Origin of the sequence: Kineococcus esterisolvens (assembly GCF_050871405.1) — a bacterium.
Classification (GTDB): domain Bacteria; phylum Actinomycetota; class Actinomycetes; order Actinomycetales; family Kineococcaceae; genus Kineococcus.
The window spans coordinates 1-16,196 of sequence record NZ_JBJLRI010000081.1 but is presented as its reverse complement, the minus strand read 5'-3'; the positions used below and the strand labels follow the sequence as shown (position 1 = coordinate 16,196).

General features: G+C 74.9%; 14 protein-coding genes. 7 read left to right on the top strand and 7 right to left on the bottom strand.

The genetic code is table 11. The annotated features are described in order from the left end of the window. Positions 1–112 precede the first annotated feature (112 nt). A complete protein-coding gene (locus ACRYR8_RS18525; RefSeq protein WP_432485852.1) occupies positions 113–1,657 on the bottom strand; it encodes an alpha-N-arabinofuranosidase in 1,545 nt (514 codons plus the stop codon). An 88-nt stretch (positions 1,658–1,745) separates the two neighbouring features. Between ACRYR8_RS18525 and ACRYR8_RS18520 the strand changes: the two genes are divergently transcribed. After that, positions 1,746–2,063, top strand: coding sequence for a GNAT family N-acetyltransferase (locus tag ACRYR8_RS18520; protein WP_432485853.1), 318 nt, complete (start codon positions 1,746–1,748; stop codon positions 2,061–2,063). Between the two features lie 17 nt (positions 2,064–2,080). Beyond that, on the top strand, positions 2,081–3,187 hold the full coding sequence (locus tag ACRYR8_RS18515; RefSeq protein ID WP_432485855.1) for a LacI family DNA-binding transcriptional regulator: 1,107 nt from the start codon (positions 2,081–2,083) through the stop codon (positions 3,185–3,187). 48 nt (positions 3,188–3,235) lie between these two features. Here ACRYR8_RS18515 and ACRYR8_RS18510 read toward each other — a convergent pair whose 3' ends face one another. Further along, entirely contained in the window at positions 3,236–5,239 is a 2,004-nt protein-coding gene (locus ACRYR8_RS18510) for a serine/threonine-protein kinase (RefSeq protein ID WP_432485857.1), read from the bottom strand. A gap of 206 nt (positions 5,240–5,445) precedes the next feature. On the opposite strand from ACRYR8_RS18510, the gene ACRYR8_RS18505 reads away from it, so the two are divergent. Continuing rightward, on the top strand, positions 5,446–6,903 hold the full coding sequence (locus ACRYR8_RS18505; protein WP_432485859.1) for an alpha,alpha-trehalose-phosphate synthase (UDP-forming): 1,458 nt from the start codon (positions 5,446–5,448) through the stop codon (positions 6,901–6,903). Continuing rightward, complete coding sequence (gene otsB, locus ACRYR8_RS18500; protein ID WP_432485861.1) at positions 6,900–7,691, top strand: trehalose-phosphatase; 792 nt, start codon at positions 6,900–6,902, stop codon at positions 7,689–7,691. Before ACRYR8_RS18505 ends, otsB begins: the two co-directional genes overlap by 4 nt. 15 nt (positions 7,692–7,706) lie before the next feature. On the opposite strand, the gene ACRYR8_RS18495 is transcribed toward otsB, so the two are convergent. Next, the gene (locus ACRYR8_RS18495) at positions 7,707–8,894 is read right to left on the bottom strand and encodes a cation:proton antiporter (protein WP_432485863.1); all 1,188 of its coding nucleotides are present in this window, start codon (positions 8,892–8,894) and stop codon (positions 7,707–7,709) included. Between the two features lie 51 nt (positions 8,895–8,945). Beyond that, positions 8,946–9,428: a cation:proton antiporter regulatory subunit gene (locus tag ACRYR8_RS18490; RefSeq protein ID WP_432485865.1), complete on the bottom strand. Its 483-nt coding sequence runs from the start codon at positions 9,426–9,428 to the stop codon at positions 8,946–8,948. Positions 9,429–9,812: 384 nt separating this feature from the next. On the opposite strand from ACRYR8_RS18490, the gene ACRYR8_RS18485 reads away from it, so the two are divergent. The 3 genes from ACRYR8_RS18485 to ACRYR8_RS18475 all read left to right on the top strand — a co-directional run bounded on the left by ACRYR8_RS18485 (position 9,813) and on the right by ACRYR8_RS18475 (position 13,163). Then, positions 9,813–10,889 carry an ABC transporter ATP-binding protein gene (locus ACRYR8_RS18485; RefSeq protein ID WP_432485875.1) on the top strand — a complete coding sequence of 359 codons (1,077 nt, stop codon included), beginning with the start codon at positions 9,813–9,815 and terminating at the stop codon, positions 10,887–10,889. Between the two features lie 104 nt (positions 10,890–10,993). Next, on the top strand, positions 10,994–12,256 hold the full coding sequence (locus ACRYR8_RS18480; RefSeq protein WP_432485867.1) for a DUF4032 domain-containing protein: 1,263 nt from the start codon (positions 10,994–10,996) through the stop codon (positions 12,254–12,256). A 22-nt stretch (positions 12,257–12,278) separates the two neighbouring features. Continuing rightward, positions 12,279–13,163, top strand: coding sequence for an NAD-dependent epimerase/dehydratase family protein (locus ACRYR8_RS18475; protein WP_432485869.1), 885 nt, complete (start codon positions 12,279–12,281; stop codon positions 13,161–13,163). A 54-nt stretch (positions 13,164–13,217) separates the two neighbouring features. On the opposite strand, the gene ACRYR8_RS18470 is transcribed toward ACRYR8_RS18475, so the two are convergent. The 3 genes from ACRYR8_RS18470 to rlmB form a co-directional block, all read right to left on the bottom strand. Next, positions 13,218–14,081, bottom strand: a complete 864-nt coding sequence (locus ACRYR8_RS18470; RefSeq protein WP_432485877.1) for a phosphatidylinositol-specific phospholipase C/glycerophosphodiester phosphodiesterase family protein — start codon at positions 14,079–14,081, stop codon at positions 13,218–13,220. Positions 14,082–14,416: 335 nt separating this feature from the next. Next, positions 14,417–15,280 carry a DUF559 domain-containing protein gene (locus ACRYR8_RS18465; protein ID WP_432485871.1) on the bottom strand — a complete coding sequence of 288 codons (864 nt, stop codon included), beginning with the start codon at positions 15,278–15,280 and terminating at the stop codon, positions 14,417–14,419. Positions 15,281–15,385: 105 nt separating this feature from the next. Beyond that, positions 15,386–16,196 (bottom strand): 23S rRNA (guanosine(2251)-2'-O)-methyltransferase RlmB (rlmB, locus tag ACRYR8_RS18460; protein ID WP_432486170.1); only part of this gene is annotated, 811 nt, incomplete at its 5' end.

Sequence of the window (16,196 nt, the reverse complement as noted above, 5' to 3'; positions counted from 1 at the left end):
CTTGCTGCCGCGGGCGGGGGGGCGCGCGGGGGGCGGCGGCCCGGCGCCCGCCCCCCCCGCCGCCCCCCCCCCCCCCCCCCCCCCCCCCCCCCCCCCCCCCGCTCCGGCCCGCTCAGCCGGCCAGCGGCAGCTGCACCGTCGCGAAGGAGTGCGGCGGCAGCTCGACGGTGAGGGTCGAGCCCTCCACCCGCACCCCTGCGAGGGCGCGCGGCTCGACCGCCGTCTCCTGCCCGGGCACGTTGTGCGCCGCGACGTCCGAGGCGGTGAGGACCTCGCCCGTGGGCTCGCCGACGGCGCGCCCGCGCAGGTCCACCGTGAGGGTGACCGGCGCCTCGGTGTCCAGGTTCGTCAGCGACAGCAGGGCCACGTCGTCGCGGACGGACGCCGAGGCGGAGAACGTGCGCAGCTGGCGACCGTCCACGTCGCGGACGGGGGCCTGCTCGCGCAGGTGCACCGCCAGCGAGGCGGCGCCCTGGTGCCGGCGGTTCATCCGGAACACGTGGTACGTGGGGGTCAGCGAGAGCTGCGCGCCGTCGGTGAGCACCACCGCCTGCAGGACGTTCACGGTCTGGGCGATGTTCGCCATGACGAGGCGGTCGGCGAAGCGGTGGAACACGTCGAAGTGCAAGCTCGCCACCAGCGCGTCGCGCAGGGTGTTCTGCTGGTACAGGAACCCGGGGTTCGTGCCGGGCTCCACGTCGAACCAGGTGCCCCACTCGTCGCAGACGAGACCGATCCGCTTGTCCGGGTCGTAGGCGTCCATGACCCGCGCGTGGCCACCGAGGACGCGCTCCATGTCCTGCGCCTTGAGCATGGTGCGGTAGTAGTCGTCGGTGCCGAACTCCGTCGCCGAGCCCTTCTGCTCCCAGGACGGTCCGGTCCACGTGTAGTAGTGGAAGGACACCGCCTGGACGGGTGCGTGCCCGTGGCGCTCCTCGACGCCCTTGCCGCCCAGGCCGCTGACGGTCTTCATCAGCGCCTCGGTCCAGCCGTAGTCGTCGTCGCTGGCGCCGGCGGCGATCCGGTACAGCCGGTTGTCGTCCTGGTCGCGGCAGTACGTGGCGAACGTGCGGGCCTGAGCGGCGAACTGCTCGGCGGTCATGTTGCCGCCGCAGCCCCAGGCCTCGTTGCCGATGCCCCAGTACTTCACCTTCCAGGGCTCCTCGCGGCCGTTCTCCTTCCGCAGCCGCGCCATCGGGGAGTCGCCGCGGCGGGTGAGGTACTCCACCCACTCGCTCATCTCGCGCACCGTGCCCGAGCCCACGTTGCCGGACACGTACGGCTCGGTGCCCAGCAGCTCGCACAGCGCCATGAACTCGTGCGTGCCGAAGTGGTTGTTCTCCTCGACGTCGCCCCAGTGGGTGTTCACCATGCGCGGCCGGTCCTCCTTGGGACCGATGCCGTTCATCCAGTGGTACTCGTCGGCGAAGCAGCCGCCCGGCCAGCGCAGGTTCGGGATGTCCAGGGCCTTCAGGGCCTCGACCACGTCCAGGCGGATGCCGCCGGAGTTGGGGATCTCGGAGTCCTCCCCGACGTAGAAGCCCTCGTAGATGCAGCGCCCGAGGTGCTCGGCGAAGTGGCCGTAGACGTGCGGGGAGATCGTGGCGCCGGCGACGTCCAGGTCGACGACGGCGCTCACGGGGACGGGTGCGGACACTGCTTCCTCCAACGTTGTAAGGACCCGGCGGGACACGACGCTACCCGCGTGCGGGAAGCCCGTCCGCCCCCGGGGCGTTCGAACCGTCGTGAGCACCCGCACCGGCGACCCCGCCTCGCGCCTGGTCGTCACCCACGACGAGACCGCCCACCGCTACGAGGGCCGCCTCGACGGCGAACTGGTGGCGATCGCCGACTACGTCCCCCGCGACTCCAAGCGCGGCACGGTCCTGGCGATGGTCCACACCGAGGTGGTCCCCGAGCACCAGGACGAGGGACTGGCCAGCGCCCTCGTCGACGGCGCCCTGCGGGACGTGCGCGAACGCGGGCTGCGGGTGGCCCCCGCGTGCTCCTTCGTGCAGCTGCACGTGCGGAGGCACCCGGAGCGGTACGCGGACCTCCTCTGAGCAACCGGCACGGCAGGATGGGGGGCGTGTCCGAGGATCCGCAGACCGTGCAGGGTGCCGAGCGACCCGTCCGGAGGCGGGCGCGGCGCGCGCCCGCCTCCGCGGCGGTGACGCTGCACGACGTCGCCCGCGCCGCGGGCGTCTCGCTGGCCACGGCCTCCCGGGTGCTCAACGGCAGCACGCGCGTGGTCGGGGAGGCCCTGCGCGAGAAGGTGCTGGCGGCTGCGGCGCAGCTGGACTACTCCCCCAACGCGCAGGCGCAGGCGATGGCCCGGGGACGTTCGAACGTCGTGGGCCTGGTGGTGCACGACATCGCCGACCCGTACTTCTCCACCATCGCGGCGGGCGTCGTGGAGCGCGCCGCGGACTCCGACGTCATCGTCACGCTCGCGGTGACCGGGGCCTCGTCGGCCACCGAGGTCGCCCACGTGGCGACGCTGCGCCGGCAGCGGGTGCGGGCGGTGCTGCTGGCCGGCAGCCGCTGGCAGGACGACACCTCGACGCTGGCCCTGCGCGAGGAGCTCAACGCCTTCCGCGCCGGCGGCGGCCGCGTCGCGGCGATCACCCAGGACGTCCTCGGCGTGGACACCGTCCTCATCGACAACCGCGAGGACGCCCGCCGGCTCGCCGAGGAACTGGTGGGCGCGGGCTACCGGGAGTTCGTGCTGCTGGCGGGCCCGCAGCACGTCTCCACCGCCGTGGACCGCAGCACCGGTTTCCGCGCCGCCCTGAGCGCGCACGGGCTGCAGCCGGTGCTCGACGTCGAGTGCGCGTTCACCCGGGACGGCGCGCACGGCGCCATGAGCGAGGTGCTCGCCGGTGGCCTGCCGCGCCGCCAGGGCCGGCCGCCGTGCGTGCTCGCCGCCAACGACGTCATGGCCGTGGGGGCGATGGCGGCGGTGCGGGACGCGGGGCTGTCGGTGCCGGGCGACGTGGCGGTCGCGGGGTTCGACGACATCCCCACCCTGCGCGACGTGAGCCCGGCGCTGACGACGGTGCGGCTGCCGCTGGCGGAGCTCGGCGGGCGCGCCTTCGACCTGGTGGAGGAACCCTCCGCCCACCGGCGCGTGGAGCACGTCACCGGGCAGGTGCTCCTGCGGGAGAGCACCCCACCCCTCGGGTGAGCGCCCGGGCCGCCCGTCCCCGGCGCGTACGAGCGCCCGGTCAGCCGGTCACAGCAGCCGGTCGAACGGCGACTGCGCCAGCGGCCGCCAGTCCGGCGAAGCCCCCTGCAGCACCATGACCGCCGCCGCCAGCGCGACCAGCAGCAGCACGCCGATCACGATCCCGGTCTCGCGCTCCCCGCGCAGGACCGAGCGCACCGCTCCCCGCGCACCCCGCTGCAGCGAGCGGCTGCCCGGGCCGAACCAGGCCACCAGGGTGCCCGCCAGACCGCCCAGGGCCAGCAGCCGCGGCGAACCCGGGTCCGCGCCCAGCGGCCAGCCCGCCACGGTGCCGCCGATGAAGACCACGCTCACACCGACCAGCAGCGGCACCACCGAGGCGAAGGCGGTGGAGACCGCGGCGCGCAGCACGTGCCAGGGCGTGGCCGCCGTGACCGCCAGCGCGTCCGTCGGGCGGGGCCCCGCCTCCCAGCGGCGCCGGAACAGCGCCGAGGAGGCCCGGTCCACCGTGCGCGCCAGCACACCGCCGAGGAAGGCGATGACCACGCCCGCGGTGGGGGCGACGGCGAACACGCCCACCAGGGCGAGCAGCCCCGCGAGCAGCGTCCAGGAGCGCTGCGGCCGGGCCGGCTGACCGTTCGTGCCCGTGCGCGGGCCAGCACCGCCGCGGCGCTCCTGCTCGGCGGGACGGGTGCCCGGCGGGTGCGGCAGGGGCGGGTGCGGCAGGGGCGGGTGCGGTGCCCGCCCCGCCGGCGGCTGCGCCGGACCGGGACCGGGCACGCGGGGGATCCACCCCGGCGGCGCCTGCCGCGCGCCGGGCCGCGCCGGGGCCTGCGGCACCGGCGTCGTCGGCGGGGCCACCGGGGGCAGCACGCGCGTGGACTCCGCCGGGGACTGCGCCGGGGACTGCGCCGCGTACCCGCCCGGGGCGGCGGGGTGACCGGGCCTGCCCACGACCGGCAGGACGGACGTCTCCGGCGCCGACGGGTCCGGACCGATGAGCGAGGCGAACCGCGACGGCGGCTGCGCGCCGCCCGCGGGCGTGGGCACCGCGGCCGTCCCCGACGCGTCCGCCGCACCGGGCTGCGGGCCCGTCGTGGCGCCGTCCAGCGCGCGCAGCAGTTGCTCGGGGTGCGGGCGGTGCGCGGGGTTGACCGCCAGCGCCGCCAGCAGCGGACCGCGCAGGTCCGCGGGCACGCCCGTGAGGTCCACGTCGGCGCGGCGCACCCGGTCCAGCACGACCTCCATCGGCCCGGACCCGAAGGGCGGGCGGCCGCTGGCGGCGTAGGCGACGGTGGCGGCCCAGCCCCACCAGTCGGTCGCCGTGGACACCCGCCCGCCGGCCACCACCTCCGGGGACAGGTACCCGGGGGTGCCCATGACCAGGCCCGTGGAGGTGAGGCGGACGTCGTCGGCCACGTGCGCGATGCCGAAGTCGATGACGACGGGGGCGCCGTCCAGCAGCAGCACGTTGCTGGGCTTGAGGTCGCGGTGCACCACCCCGGCGGCGTGGATGGCCTGCAGGGCCTCGGCGAGGCCGTGGCCGAGGTCGCGCAGGCGCCCGCCGCGCAACGGCCCGCGCGAGGAGACCACCGCCTCCAGCGACGGGCCCGGCACGTAGCGCGTCACCAGGTGCGGCCACGGGGAGTCCACGTCGGCGCTGATGACCTCGGCCACGCGCGGTGAGCGCACGCGCTCGAGCGTCTCGACCTCGCGGGCCAGGCGCGCGCGGGCGTCCGGGTCGGTCGCGATGTGCGGCTTGAGGACCTTCAGCGCGACGGCGCGGTGGTCGCCGTCCAGCGCCAGCCACACCACGCCCATGCCGCCCTCGCCGACCACGCGGTCCAGGCGGTAGTCGCCGAGGCGGTCGCCGGGTGCGGGGGTGTGCGGCGGGTGCGCGGCCGGCCGCCAGCCGGTGGCCGGCGTGCGCGGGTCCGCCACGGGCGGCCACGGGTCGCGGTGCTCCCGGTGCGGGTCGGCGCGGTGGTCCTCGTGGGCTCCCCCGGGGCGCGCCGGCGCCGCGTCCGGGGAGCGCGGGAAGGGGGTGACCACGCCCCCACGGTACGGCAGCGGGCGCCGTCCGCCGAGGTGCCGGCGGGGCCCCTCCCGGCTCCGGACGGGTTCCCGCCGGGGTCCGTGCGCACCGCGGAGACGTGCTGCGCACGCGGCGTGCACACGACGTGGACGGATCGTGGACGGGTCCGTCCGTGACCTTGCCGGTAGGGTCGGTCGCAGCGAACCCGAGGAGGATCATCCCCATGCCCGGTGACTACGACCTGGTGGTGGTGGCCAACCGGCTCCCCGTGGACCGCGTCGAGGAGCCCGACGGATCGACGTCCTGGCGGCGCAGCCCCGGTGGTCTCGTGACGGCCCTCGAACCGGTGATGAAGCGCGAGGACGGCGCCTGGGTCGGCTGGGCCGGCGGCGCCGGCGAGGCGCCCGAGCCCTTCGACGCCGAGGGCGTGCGCTGCGTGCCGATCCCGCTGTCGGAGGAGGAGGTCGAGGAGTACTACGAGGGCTTCTCGAACGGCACGCTGTGGCCGCTGTACCACGACGTCATCGTCGCGCCCGGTTACCACCGCAGCTGGTGGGACGCCTACGTGCGGGTCAACGAGCGGTTCGCGGAGGCGGCCGCGGAGCAGGCCGCGCAGGGCGCCACGGTGTGGGTCCAGGACTACCAGCTGCAGCTCGTGCCGCGGATGCTGCGCCGGCGCCGCCCGGACCTGCAGATCGGGTTCTTCAACCACATCCCGTTCCCGCCGTTCGAGATCTTCGCCCAGCTGCCGTGGCGCAAGGCCATCATCGACGGCCTGCTCGGCGCGGACCTGGTGGGTTTCCAGCGCGCCGCGGACGCCAACAACTTCGCCCGCGCGTGCCGTCGCACCAGCAACCTCCCGGCCCGCTCCGGCCGGATCCGGCTGGACGCCGAGGACGGGCGCGAGGTGCGGGCGGCCTCGTTCCCCATTTCCATCGACTTCCACGCCCTCGACGAGCTCGCCCAGCGCGAGGACGTCAAGGCGCGTGCCGCGGAGATCCGCCGCGACCTGGGCGACCCCGAGCACCTGCTGCTGGGCATCGACCGCCTCGACTACACCAAGGGCATCCTGCACCGGCTGAAGGCGTTCGAGGAGCTCCTCGACGACGGGCGGGTGAGCGTCGGCGAGGCCGCCCTGGTCCAGGTCGCCACCCCCAGCCGCGAGCGCGTCGAGCAGTACGTGCAGCTGCGCCAGGACGTCGAGGTCGCCGTCGGGCGCATCAACGGCACCCACTCCTCGATCGCCCAGACGGCCGTGCACTACCTGCACCACTCCTACGGCCGCGAGGAGATGGCGGCCCTGTACCTGGCCGCCGACGTCATGCTCGTGACCGCCCTGCGCGACGGGATGAACCTCGTCGCCAAGGAGTACGTGGCCTCCCGCCACGACGAGCGCGGCGTGCTGGTGCTCAGCGAGTTCACCGGCGCCGCCGACGAGCTGGGCGGGCAGGCGCTGATGGTGAACCCGCACGACATCGACGGGCTCAAGGACACCGTGGTGCGCGCGCTGCGGATGTCCCCGCGCGAGGCGGCGCGCCGGATGCGGGCGCTGCGCCGCCGCGTGAGCGACCACGACGTGCAGCGCTGGGCCGCCTCGTTCCTGGAGGCGCTGGCCGAGCACGCACCCGACCCCCGCGGCACCGCCGCCGAGGTCGCGGCGAGCGCCGAGCGGTCCGCGTGAGCGCCGGGAGCGGGCTGCCGCAGGAGCTGGTGGCCGCGCTGGAGGCGTTCGCGGCGCGCGGGCGGGTGCTGGTGGCCCTGGACTTCGACGGCGTGCTGGCGCCCATCGTCGACGACCCGTCCGCGGCCCGGGCGCTGCCGGCGGCGTCGGCGGCGCTGGCCCGCCTGGTCACCACCACGGACGTGGCGCTGGTGTCCGGCCGGGCGCTGGACGACCTGCGCGCCTGCGCGCAGCCGCCCGCAGGCGTCGTCCTCGTCGGCGGCCACGGCACCCAGTCGTCGCTGGACGACGCGGGCGGCGCCGCGCTGACCCCCGCCCAGCAGGACCTGCTGGCGCGCCTGGTCGAGGAGCTGGACGCCCTGGCCGCCGGCCGCGAGGGGGTGCACGTGGAGCGCAAGCCGATGTCGGCGGTCCTGCACACGCGGCGCGCCGCGCGGGACGTGGCGGCCGAGGTGACGGAGCTGGCGCTGGCCGGTCCGGGAGCCCTGCCGGGCGTGCACGCGCTGCGCGGCAAGGAGGTCGTGGAGCTGGGCGCCGTGGAGCTGGGCAAGGGCGCCGGGCTGCGCCGGCTGCGCGAGCAGCTGTCGGCCCGGGGCCCGGGCGTGGGGGCCGTCCTGTTCGCCGGCGACGACGTCACCGACGAGGACGCCTTCGCGGTGCTGTCCCCCGCCGACGGCGACGTCACCGTGAAGGTCGGTGGCGGCGAGAGCGCCGCGGCGTGGCGGGTGGGCTCGCCGCAGGACGTGGCGGTGCTGCTGGAGCGGCTGGCGGACCTGCGCGAGCGCTGAGCCCGGTGCCCGGGTTCAGCGGACGGTGACGGCCACGGCGCGCTCGCGCTGGCGGCGCACCCACCAGCGCCCGAAGGGGTCGGCGTAGCGGGCCAGCACCGGCCCGATCACCGCCATCGACAGCACGTACGCGGCGGCCAGAGCCGCCAGCTGCGGGTCCAGGCCTGCTGCCGTGGCCAGGCCGGCGATGACGATGGAGAACTCCCCGCGGGGGATGAGCGCGGCGCCGGCGCGGATGCGCCCGGGCACCGCGATGCCGGCGCGGCGGGCGGCGACCCACCCGGTGACCAGCTTGGTGAGGACGCCGAGGACGACCAGCGCCAGGGCCGGCAGCAGCACCGGCGGCAGGCTGGTCGGGTTCGTGGTCAGCCCGAAGGAGACGAAGAACACCGCGGCGAACAGGTCGCGCAGCGGCTCCAGCGACCGGCGCGCCTCCTCCTCGAGGTCGCTCGACAGGCTGATGCCCAGCAGGAACGCCCCCACCGCCGCGGACACGTGCAGCGCCTCGGCCACGCCGGCGACGAGCAGGGCCAGGCCGAGCACCCGCAGCAGGGTCACCTCGGCGGTGCCGGCGGAGACGAAGCGGGAGACGTACGAGCCCCAGCGCAGCGCCACGAGGAGCGCCACCGCCAGGCAGGCCAGGGCGATGACGACCGAGCCGGTGGCCTGCCACACGCCGGAGGCGGCGAGCACGGCGGTGAGGACCGGCAGGTACACGGCCATGCCGAGGTCCTCCAGCACGAGGATCCCCAGGACGCTGGGCGTCTCCCGGTTGCCCAGGCGGCCGGTGTCGGCGAGGACCTTGGCGACGATGCCGGAGGAGCTGACGGCCGTGATGCCGAACAGCGCCAGCGCCCCGACGGGCCCGTAGCCCAGGAGCAGGCCGACGGCGGCGCCGGGCAACCCGTTGAGGACGAGGTCCAGCACGCCCACGGGCGCCTGGCGGCGCAGGTTGCCCAGCAGGTCACCGGCGGAGTACTCCAGCCCCAGCAGGAGCAGGAGCATGACGACGCCGATCTGGGACGCCGCCTCCAGGAACTCCTCGGGGGCGTTGAGCGGGACGACGCCGCCGGCGCCGAACGCCAGGCCCGCCAGCAGGTACAGCGGCACGGGTGAGATGCCCAGGCGCCCCGCGAGGCGCCCGACGATGCCGAGGCCGACGATGATCGCGCCGAGCTCGATGAGCAGAGCTGCGGCGTGCACTCCCCGACCAGCCGCCTTCCCGTGTCCGCGGGCCCTGCGGCCCGGCCTGCGTCAGCCCTTCGTCAGCACCTCGGCGGTGGCGCGCACGCCCTCCTGGGTGCCGACGACCACGATCTTGTCACCCGCCTGGAACCGCTGGGACGGCACCGGCGACGGGATCACCTCGCCGTCGCGCACGAGCGCGACGACGGAGGCGCCCGTGCGGGTGCGGATCGCGGCGTCGCCGAGCGTGCGGCCCTCGTACGGCGAGCCGGGCTCGACGTAGATGCCCTCGGTGGCCAGTCCCTCGATCTGCTCGCGCAGGCGCGCCAGGCGCTCGACGACGCGCGGCTGCCCCAGCAGCTCGGCCAGGACCTCGGCCTCCTCGGGGTCCAGGTCCACGACGGAGTGGCAGGCGTCGGGGTCGTCCTGCGAGTAGACGAGCAGCTCGCGCTCGCCGCCGCGCGTGGAGATCACGCCGATGCGGCGGCCGCGCGAGGTCGTGAAGTCGTGCCGCAGCCCCACGCCGGGCAGCTTGGTCTCTTCCAGGTCCACGGTGGGAGTGTCCTCCAGGGCAGGGGGAGCCCGTGACAGGGGCACCGGCTGTCCCCCGGACGCCGCAGCGTCCACCCCCCTCAACGCGCGCCGGGCCCCGCCGCATCCCGTCGCGGGGCCCCCGCCACCCGCTCGGGTGTGTCGCTGGTCACAACCCTTGCCGGGCGTCGTCGCGTGGGGCAGTATCCGGGGCACCGCGACGTCGCGACCACTTCGGGCGACGATGCCGCGGCGGTCGGAGTCGCGGGCGACTCCCGGGCCATCGGCCCGCTGGATCCCCCGCCGCGCCGGTCACAACTCCACACCGCCCGGGAGCAGCAGCGACCGGGTCCGTTCCACTACGGATCGTCCGGCACGTACCTGCCGGTGGAAGGACTGATGACGATGGCCACGGTCACGTTCGACAAGGCGACCCGCATCTACCCGGGCGGAGACAGGCCCGCCGTCGACGCGCTGGACCTGCACATCGAGGACGGCGAGTTCCTCGTGCTGGTCGGCCCGTCCGGCTGCGGCAAGTCCACCTCGCTGCGCATGCTCGCCGGCCTGGAGGACGTCAACGGCGGTCGCATCCTCATCGGCGACCGCGACGTCACCACGGTCCCCCCGAAGGACCGCGACATCGCGATGGTGTTCCAGAACTACGCGCTGTACCCGCACATGACGGTCGCCGACAACATGGGCTTCGCCCTGAAGATCGCCGGCACCCCCAAGGAGGAGATCAAGCGCCGCGTGCAGGAAGCGGCCAAGATCCTCGACCTCGAGGCCTACCTGACCCGCAAGCCCAAGGCCCTCTCCGGCGGCCAGCGCCAGCGCGTGGCCATGGGCCGCGCCATCGTGCGCCAGCCGCAGGTCTTCCTCATGGACGAGCCGCTGTCGAACCTGGACGCGAAGCTGCGCGTGCAGACGCGCACCCAGATCGCCTCCCTGCAGCGCCGCCTGGGTGTCACCACCGTCTACGTCACCCACGACCAGGTCGAGGCCATGACGATGGGCGACCGCGTCGCCGTCCTCAAGGACGGCATCCTGCAGCAGGTCGACACCCCCCGCCGCATGTACGACCACCCCAACAACGTCTTCGTCGCCGGCTTCATCGGCTCCCCCGCCATGAACCTGCTCAGCCTGGACGTCACCGACGGCGGCGTGCGCCTGGGCGACTCCGTCTTCCCCGTGGAGCGCGCCTCGCTGGCGGGCACGGGCGACAAGCTCACCCTCGGCGTGCGCCCCGAGGACCTCGAGCTGTCCGACCGCGGCCTGCCCGTGCGCGTCGACGTCGTCGAGGAGCTCGGCGCCGACGCCTACATCTACGGCTCCCTGGCCCAGCCCGGCCAGGAGGACCACCAGGTCATCGCCCGCGTCGACGGCCGCCGCCCCCCGGAGAAGGGCTCCACGGTGCACTTCGTGCCCAAGCAGGGCCACGTGCACCTGTTCGACCAGCACTCCGGCGAGCGCCTGGGCGCCTGACGCCGCAGCGCACCGACGGACGGGCCGCCGCCCCCGGCACGGGGGCGGCGGCCCGTCCCGCGTCCGGGGCGCTCCCCCGGGCCGCGTGAGAGAGGATGGCCAGCGTGAGCGCGCCCACCACGACCTCGCTGCAGATCACCGCGGCCAGGCCCTACCCCGAGCTCCTGGACCTCCCGTGGGAGGTGCCGCTGGAGGAGTGGCCCGACGAGCACCTGGCCGCGCTGCCGCGAGGCATCTCGCGGCACGTCGTCCGCTTCGTGAAGCTGGGCAACCGCGTGCTCGCCGTGAAGGAGACCAACGCGGAGATCGCCCACCGCGAGTACCGGATGCTGCGCATGCTCAACCGGCTCGAGGTGCCGTCCGTCTCCCCCGTCGCCGTCATCACCGGCCGCGTCGGCCGCGACGGCGAGCCCCTGAACTCCGTGCTCGTCACGCGGCACCTGCAGTACTCGCTGCCCTACCGCGCCCTCTACAGCCAGACCCTGCGCCCCGACACCGCCAAGCGCGCCGTCGACGCCCTCGCCGTCCTCCTCGTCCGGTTGCACCTCACCGGCTTCTACTGGGGCGACGTCTCCCTGTCGAACACGCTGTTCCGCCGCGACGCCGGCGCCTTCGCCGCTTACCTCGTGGACGCCGAGACCGGCGAGCTCTACGACGTGCTGTCCACCGGGCAGCGCGAGTACGACCTCGACGTGGCGCGCACCAACATCGCCGGTGAGCTCATGGACGTCGTCGCCTCGGAAGCCCTGGACGCCGACCTCGACGAGGTCGTGGCCATCGCCGACCGCATCGTCTCCCGCTACCGCGCGCTGTGGTCGGAGCTGACCGAACCGGAGTCCTTCGAGCGCGGTGACCGCTGGCGCGTCGAGGCCCGCATCCGGCGGCTCAACGACCTCGGCTTCGACGTCGGCGAACTGGCCATCACCACCGACATCGACGGCACCACCGTGCGCATCGAGCCGAAGGTCGTGGACGCCGGGCACCACTCCCGGCGCCTGCTGCGCCTCACCGGCCTGGACGCCGAGGAGAACCAGGCCCGCCGGCTGCTCAACGACCTCGACTCCTACATGGCGGCCGCCGACCGCCAGAACGAGGACGAGGAGATCGTGGCCCACGACTGGATGAACGCCGTGTTCGAGCCGGTGCAGCGGGCCGTGCCGCGCGAGATGCGCGGCAAGCTGGAACCCGCCGAGCTGTTCCACGAGGTGCTCGAGCACCGGTGGTACCTGTCCGAGCGCGCCGGGCGCGACGTCGGCCTGGACGAGGCGGTGCACTCCTACGTGGAGAGCGTGCTGCCCGGCAAGCCCGACGAGCGCGCCGTCCTCGGCGTCGACACGCAGGCCGTCCGCGTCATCGCGGAACGCTGAACCACACCCCCGGAGGACGACCTTGCCCACTGACAAGCCCCGCGTCGCGCTGACCGGTGCCGCCGGCAAGCTGGGTCAGGTCGTGCTGCGCGACCTGCTGGAGAACGGCTGGTCGGTGCTCGCGCTGGACCAGGTGCGCCCGCCGACGCTGAGGCCCGGTGACGACGCGCAGTTCCTGCGCATCGACCTCACCGACCACGGGCAGGTCGTCGAGGCCCTCGCCGGGCGCACCGACGAGCGCCCCGGTCCCTTCGACGGCGTCGTGCACCTGGCGGCGGTCCCCGCACCCGGCCTGCTGAGCAACTCCGCGACGTTCCGCAACAACTCCGCCGCGACCTGGAACGTGTTCGACGCCGCACGCGCCGCGGGGATCCGGAACGTCGTGTGGGCCTCCAGCGAGACGCTGCTCGGGTTGCCGTTCGACGCAGCGCCCCCGCCGTACGCGCCCCTGGACGAGGAGTACCGGGTGCGCCCGGAGTCCACCTACTCCCTCGTCAAGGCGCTCGAGGAGGAGATGGCGCACCACTTCTGCCGCTGGGACCCGCGGTTGACGATGACCGGACTGCGCTTCTCCAACGTCATGCACGTGGAGGACTACGCGCAGTTCCCTTCCTTCAACGCCGATCCCCACCTGCGCAAGTGGAACCTGTGGGGCTACATCGACGCCCGCGACGGCGCCCAGGCCGTGCGGCGCTCGCTGCAGCGCACCGGACCGGGCGTGGAGGTGTTCATCGTCGCCAACGCCGACACGGTGATGAGCCGCTCATCGGCGGAGCTGATGGCCGAGGTGTACCCCGGGGTGCAGGTGCGCGGGGAACTCGGAGAGCACGAGACGCTGCTGAGCATCGACAAGGCCCGCCGGCTGCTGGGGTACGAACCGCAGCACTCCTGGCGCGACCACGTGTGAGTTCCCGGGTGGTGCCGTCACCGACGGCACCACCCGGGACGGTCCAGCGCCCGGTCAGGCCGCGGTCTGCTCCGCCTGCACCGACAGCAGGAACGCCTGCAGCGCAGCCAGGTCGTCGGTGTTGATCTGGTCGACGTGCGCGGCGACCAGCTCGCGCCACACCGCCTCGCGTTCCGGGCCGGGGGTGTCCGGCGTGGCCCAGAACCGCACCTCACGGCCCGCGAGGTGCGCGGCCTCGACGAACGCGTGCAGCCGGGTGCGCTCGGCCTCCGGCATCTCGCCCACACCCACCCAGGTGAACAGGTTGTTCCAGTTGTCGCTGACCAGCGGCATGAAGTCGGGGTCGGCGCCGCTCGCGAGGTCCCCGGAACGCCCGTCGTAGCCGGCGTGCCGCACCTGCTGGCGAGCCATGAGGTCCACCGGCCGGTTGCCGGAGACGACTGCGCTGACCGCGCCGTCCTCGCCGTCGTAGCCCTCGGCGGTCGACTCGTAAGTGGTGAACAGGCCCGCGTCGCGGCCGTCGTACTCGGCGAGGACCTCGTCCAGGCGCTGGTAGGTGGCGACCGCGTCGCTCTTGATGTCGATGAGCAGCTGCACCTGCTCGCCGTCGCCGTACACGCTGCCGCCGTTGTCCGCGACGAGCGCGGCCAGCGGGTCCAGGTACAGCGACTGCAGCGTGCGGGCGGGGTCGAGGTCCCAGGAGTCGTGGGCGACGAGCAGCTCGCCGTCCACGAGGTAGACGTCCGCCTCGACGCTGGTGAAGCCGTGGTCGAGGGCGTCCAGCAGGGGACGCTCGTGCTCGTAGTCGTTGTGGGCGTGTGCCTGCGGCAGCGACTGCACCGCGGGCTGCGGTGCGGGTGCCGCGCCGGGGTCGGCCGGCAGCGTCGTGGCGCCCGCCGCGGTGGCGGTCAGGGGCAGCAGGGCGGCACCGCCGAGGGCGGCGAGCAGGAAGGTGGCGGAACGGCGCACCAGGGCCTCCGTCGTGGGGATCAGCGGGTGGTCGACCGCGGACGCTACGAGGTGATCACGACGCGCCGGCGAACGCCCGGCGACGACTCCCCGAACAGCGTCCGTCCCCGCTCCGCGGAACCGCCGTCCCCGCCTCACCCCCGCCCGGTCCCGGCGCCGAAGCCACTGCTCCTGCAGCCCGACCAGCCCTCTACAACGCCGAAGCCATTGCTCCCGCGCTCCAGGAGGGCGAGCACTCGCAGGAACGCGGGCTCCTGCGCCGAGGAGGGTCGCCACCGGGGCGATCACACCGACCGACTCGAGCGCGTCTGCCGGGCGATGGCGCGGCGCACCGCGTCGACGACGGCACCCGGTTCCCGCATCATCCCCGCGGTCACGTGCACCACTTCCCAGCCGGCGTCGCGCAGCGCTCTCAGGCGCCGCCGGTCCCGCTCCAGCTCCTCGCGCAGCGCGTGCCACGCCCCGTCGTGCTCGACGGCGACCCGGAACTCCTCGACCGCCAGGTCGAGCCGTGCCACGAAACGCCCGGCGAGGTCGCGCACCTCCACGCCCGGCACCACGTCCAGCCCGGCGTCGTGGCAGAGCACCCGTACCCGCGACTCCTGCGGTGACTCGGCCCGCGGGTCGCACAGCAGCGCCGCGGCCCGGGCATGCACGACGTACGGGTCGTGGACGTCCTCGAGCCACTGCTGGAAGCGCATCGGGTCCAGCAGGCCGCCCCTCGCCAGCTGGTCCTGGTCGGCGACCCCGTCGGCCTTCGAAACCCGCGAACACACGTCGAACGCCGTGCGCTCAGCGGACGCGAGGGGAACGCCGCGCCAGGTGGCACCCGGCACCACCTCCTGCGCCAGCCGCACCCGGACCCCCACGGGCATCGTCCACCGGCCCGGTTCGGGCAACAGCACCTCCACCCGGTCCAGGGCGCCCGCGAGGGGAACACCGAGGACGGTGGCCTGCGACCGGCCCGTGCCGCCGGCGCCCGGCGGCAGGAGCAGACCTGCCGCTTCGACCCGGAGTTCGTGCGTCAACGGGACGGAGGCGGGTGCGTAGACGCCGCGCAGCACACGGCGCACACCCGGGCCCCGCAGCTGGCCGGGGGTCAGGACCCCGGCCTCGACGGCGTGGCGGCCGAGGAAGAGGCGGGGCAACGGAACATCACGACGACGCGAACGCACGAACCCAGCGTCCGGCGCGCTCGCCTCCGGCGCGGCGCTCCACCCTCCCTGCTGGGGGCGGAGGGAGGAGGGACGGGGTCAGCGGTGCCGGGACACCTCGTAGAGGGCGATGCCCGCCGCGACGCCGGCGTTGAGGGACTCCACCGCACCGGCCATCGGGATGCTCACCACCTGGTCGCACGTCTCACGCACCAGCCGGGACAGGCCCGCGCCCTCGGCGCCGACCACGACGACGAGAGGACCGTCCGCGAGTCGCAGGTCGGGCAGCGCGACGTCACCGTCGGCGTCGAGGCCGACGACGAAGAGACCCGCGTCCTTGTACTCCTGGAGCGCGCGGGTCAGGTTCGTCGCCCGCGCCACCCGCACCCGGGCCGCGGCACCGGCCGAGGTCTTCCACGCCGAGGCGGTCATGCCCGCCGCGCGCCGCTCGGGCACCACCACGCCGTGCCCTCCGAACGCACCCACCGAACGCACCACGGCACCCAGGTTGCGCGGGTCGGTCACCCCGTCCAGCGCCACCACCAGCGCAGGGCGCCCCGCGTCCGCCGCCAGGTCCAGCAGGTCCGCCGGGTGCGCGTAGTCGTAGGGCGGCACGGACGCCGCGACGCCCTGGTGCACCGCGCCGTCCGTGAGGCGGTCCAGGTCGGCGCGCGAAGCCTCCAGCAGCGGGATGCCGCGGTCGCCGGCCGCGGCGAGGATCTCCCGGACGCGGTCGTCGGAGTCGATGCGCGCAGCGACGTAGACGCCGGTGATCGGCAGCTGCGCGCGCAGCGCCTCCACGAGGGAGTTGCGGCGGGGGGGGCGCGGGGGGCGGGCCGGGGGGGTTGGGGGGGGGGGGGGGGGGGGGGGGGGGGGGGGGGGGGGGGGGGGGGGGGGGGGGGGGGGGGGG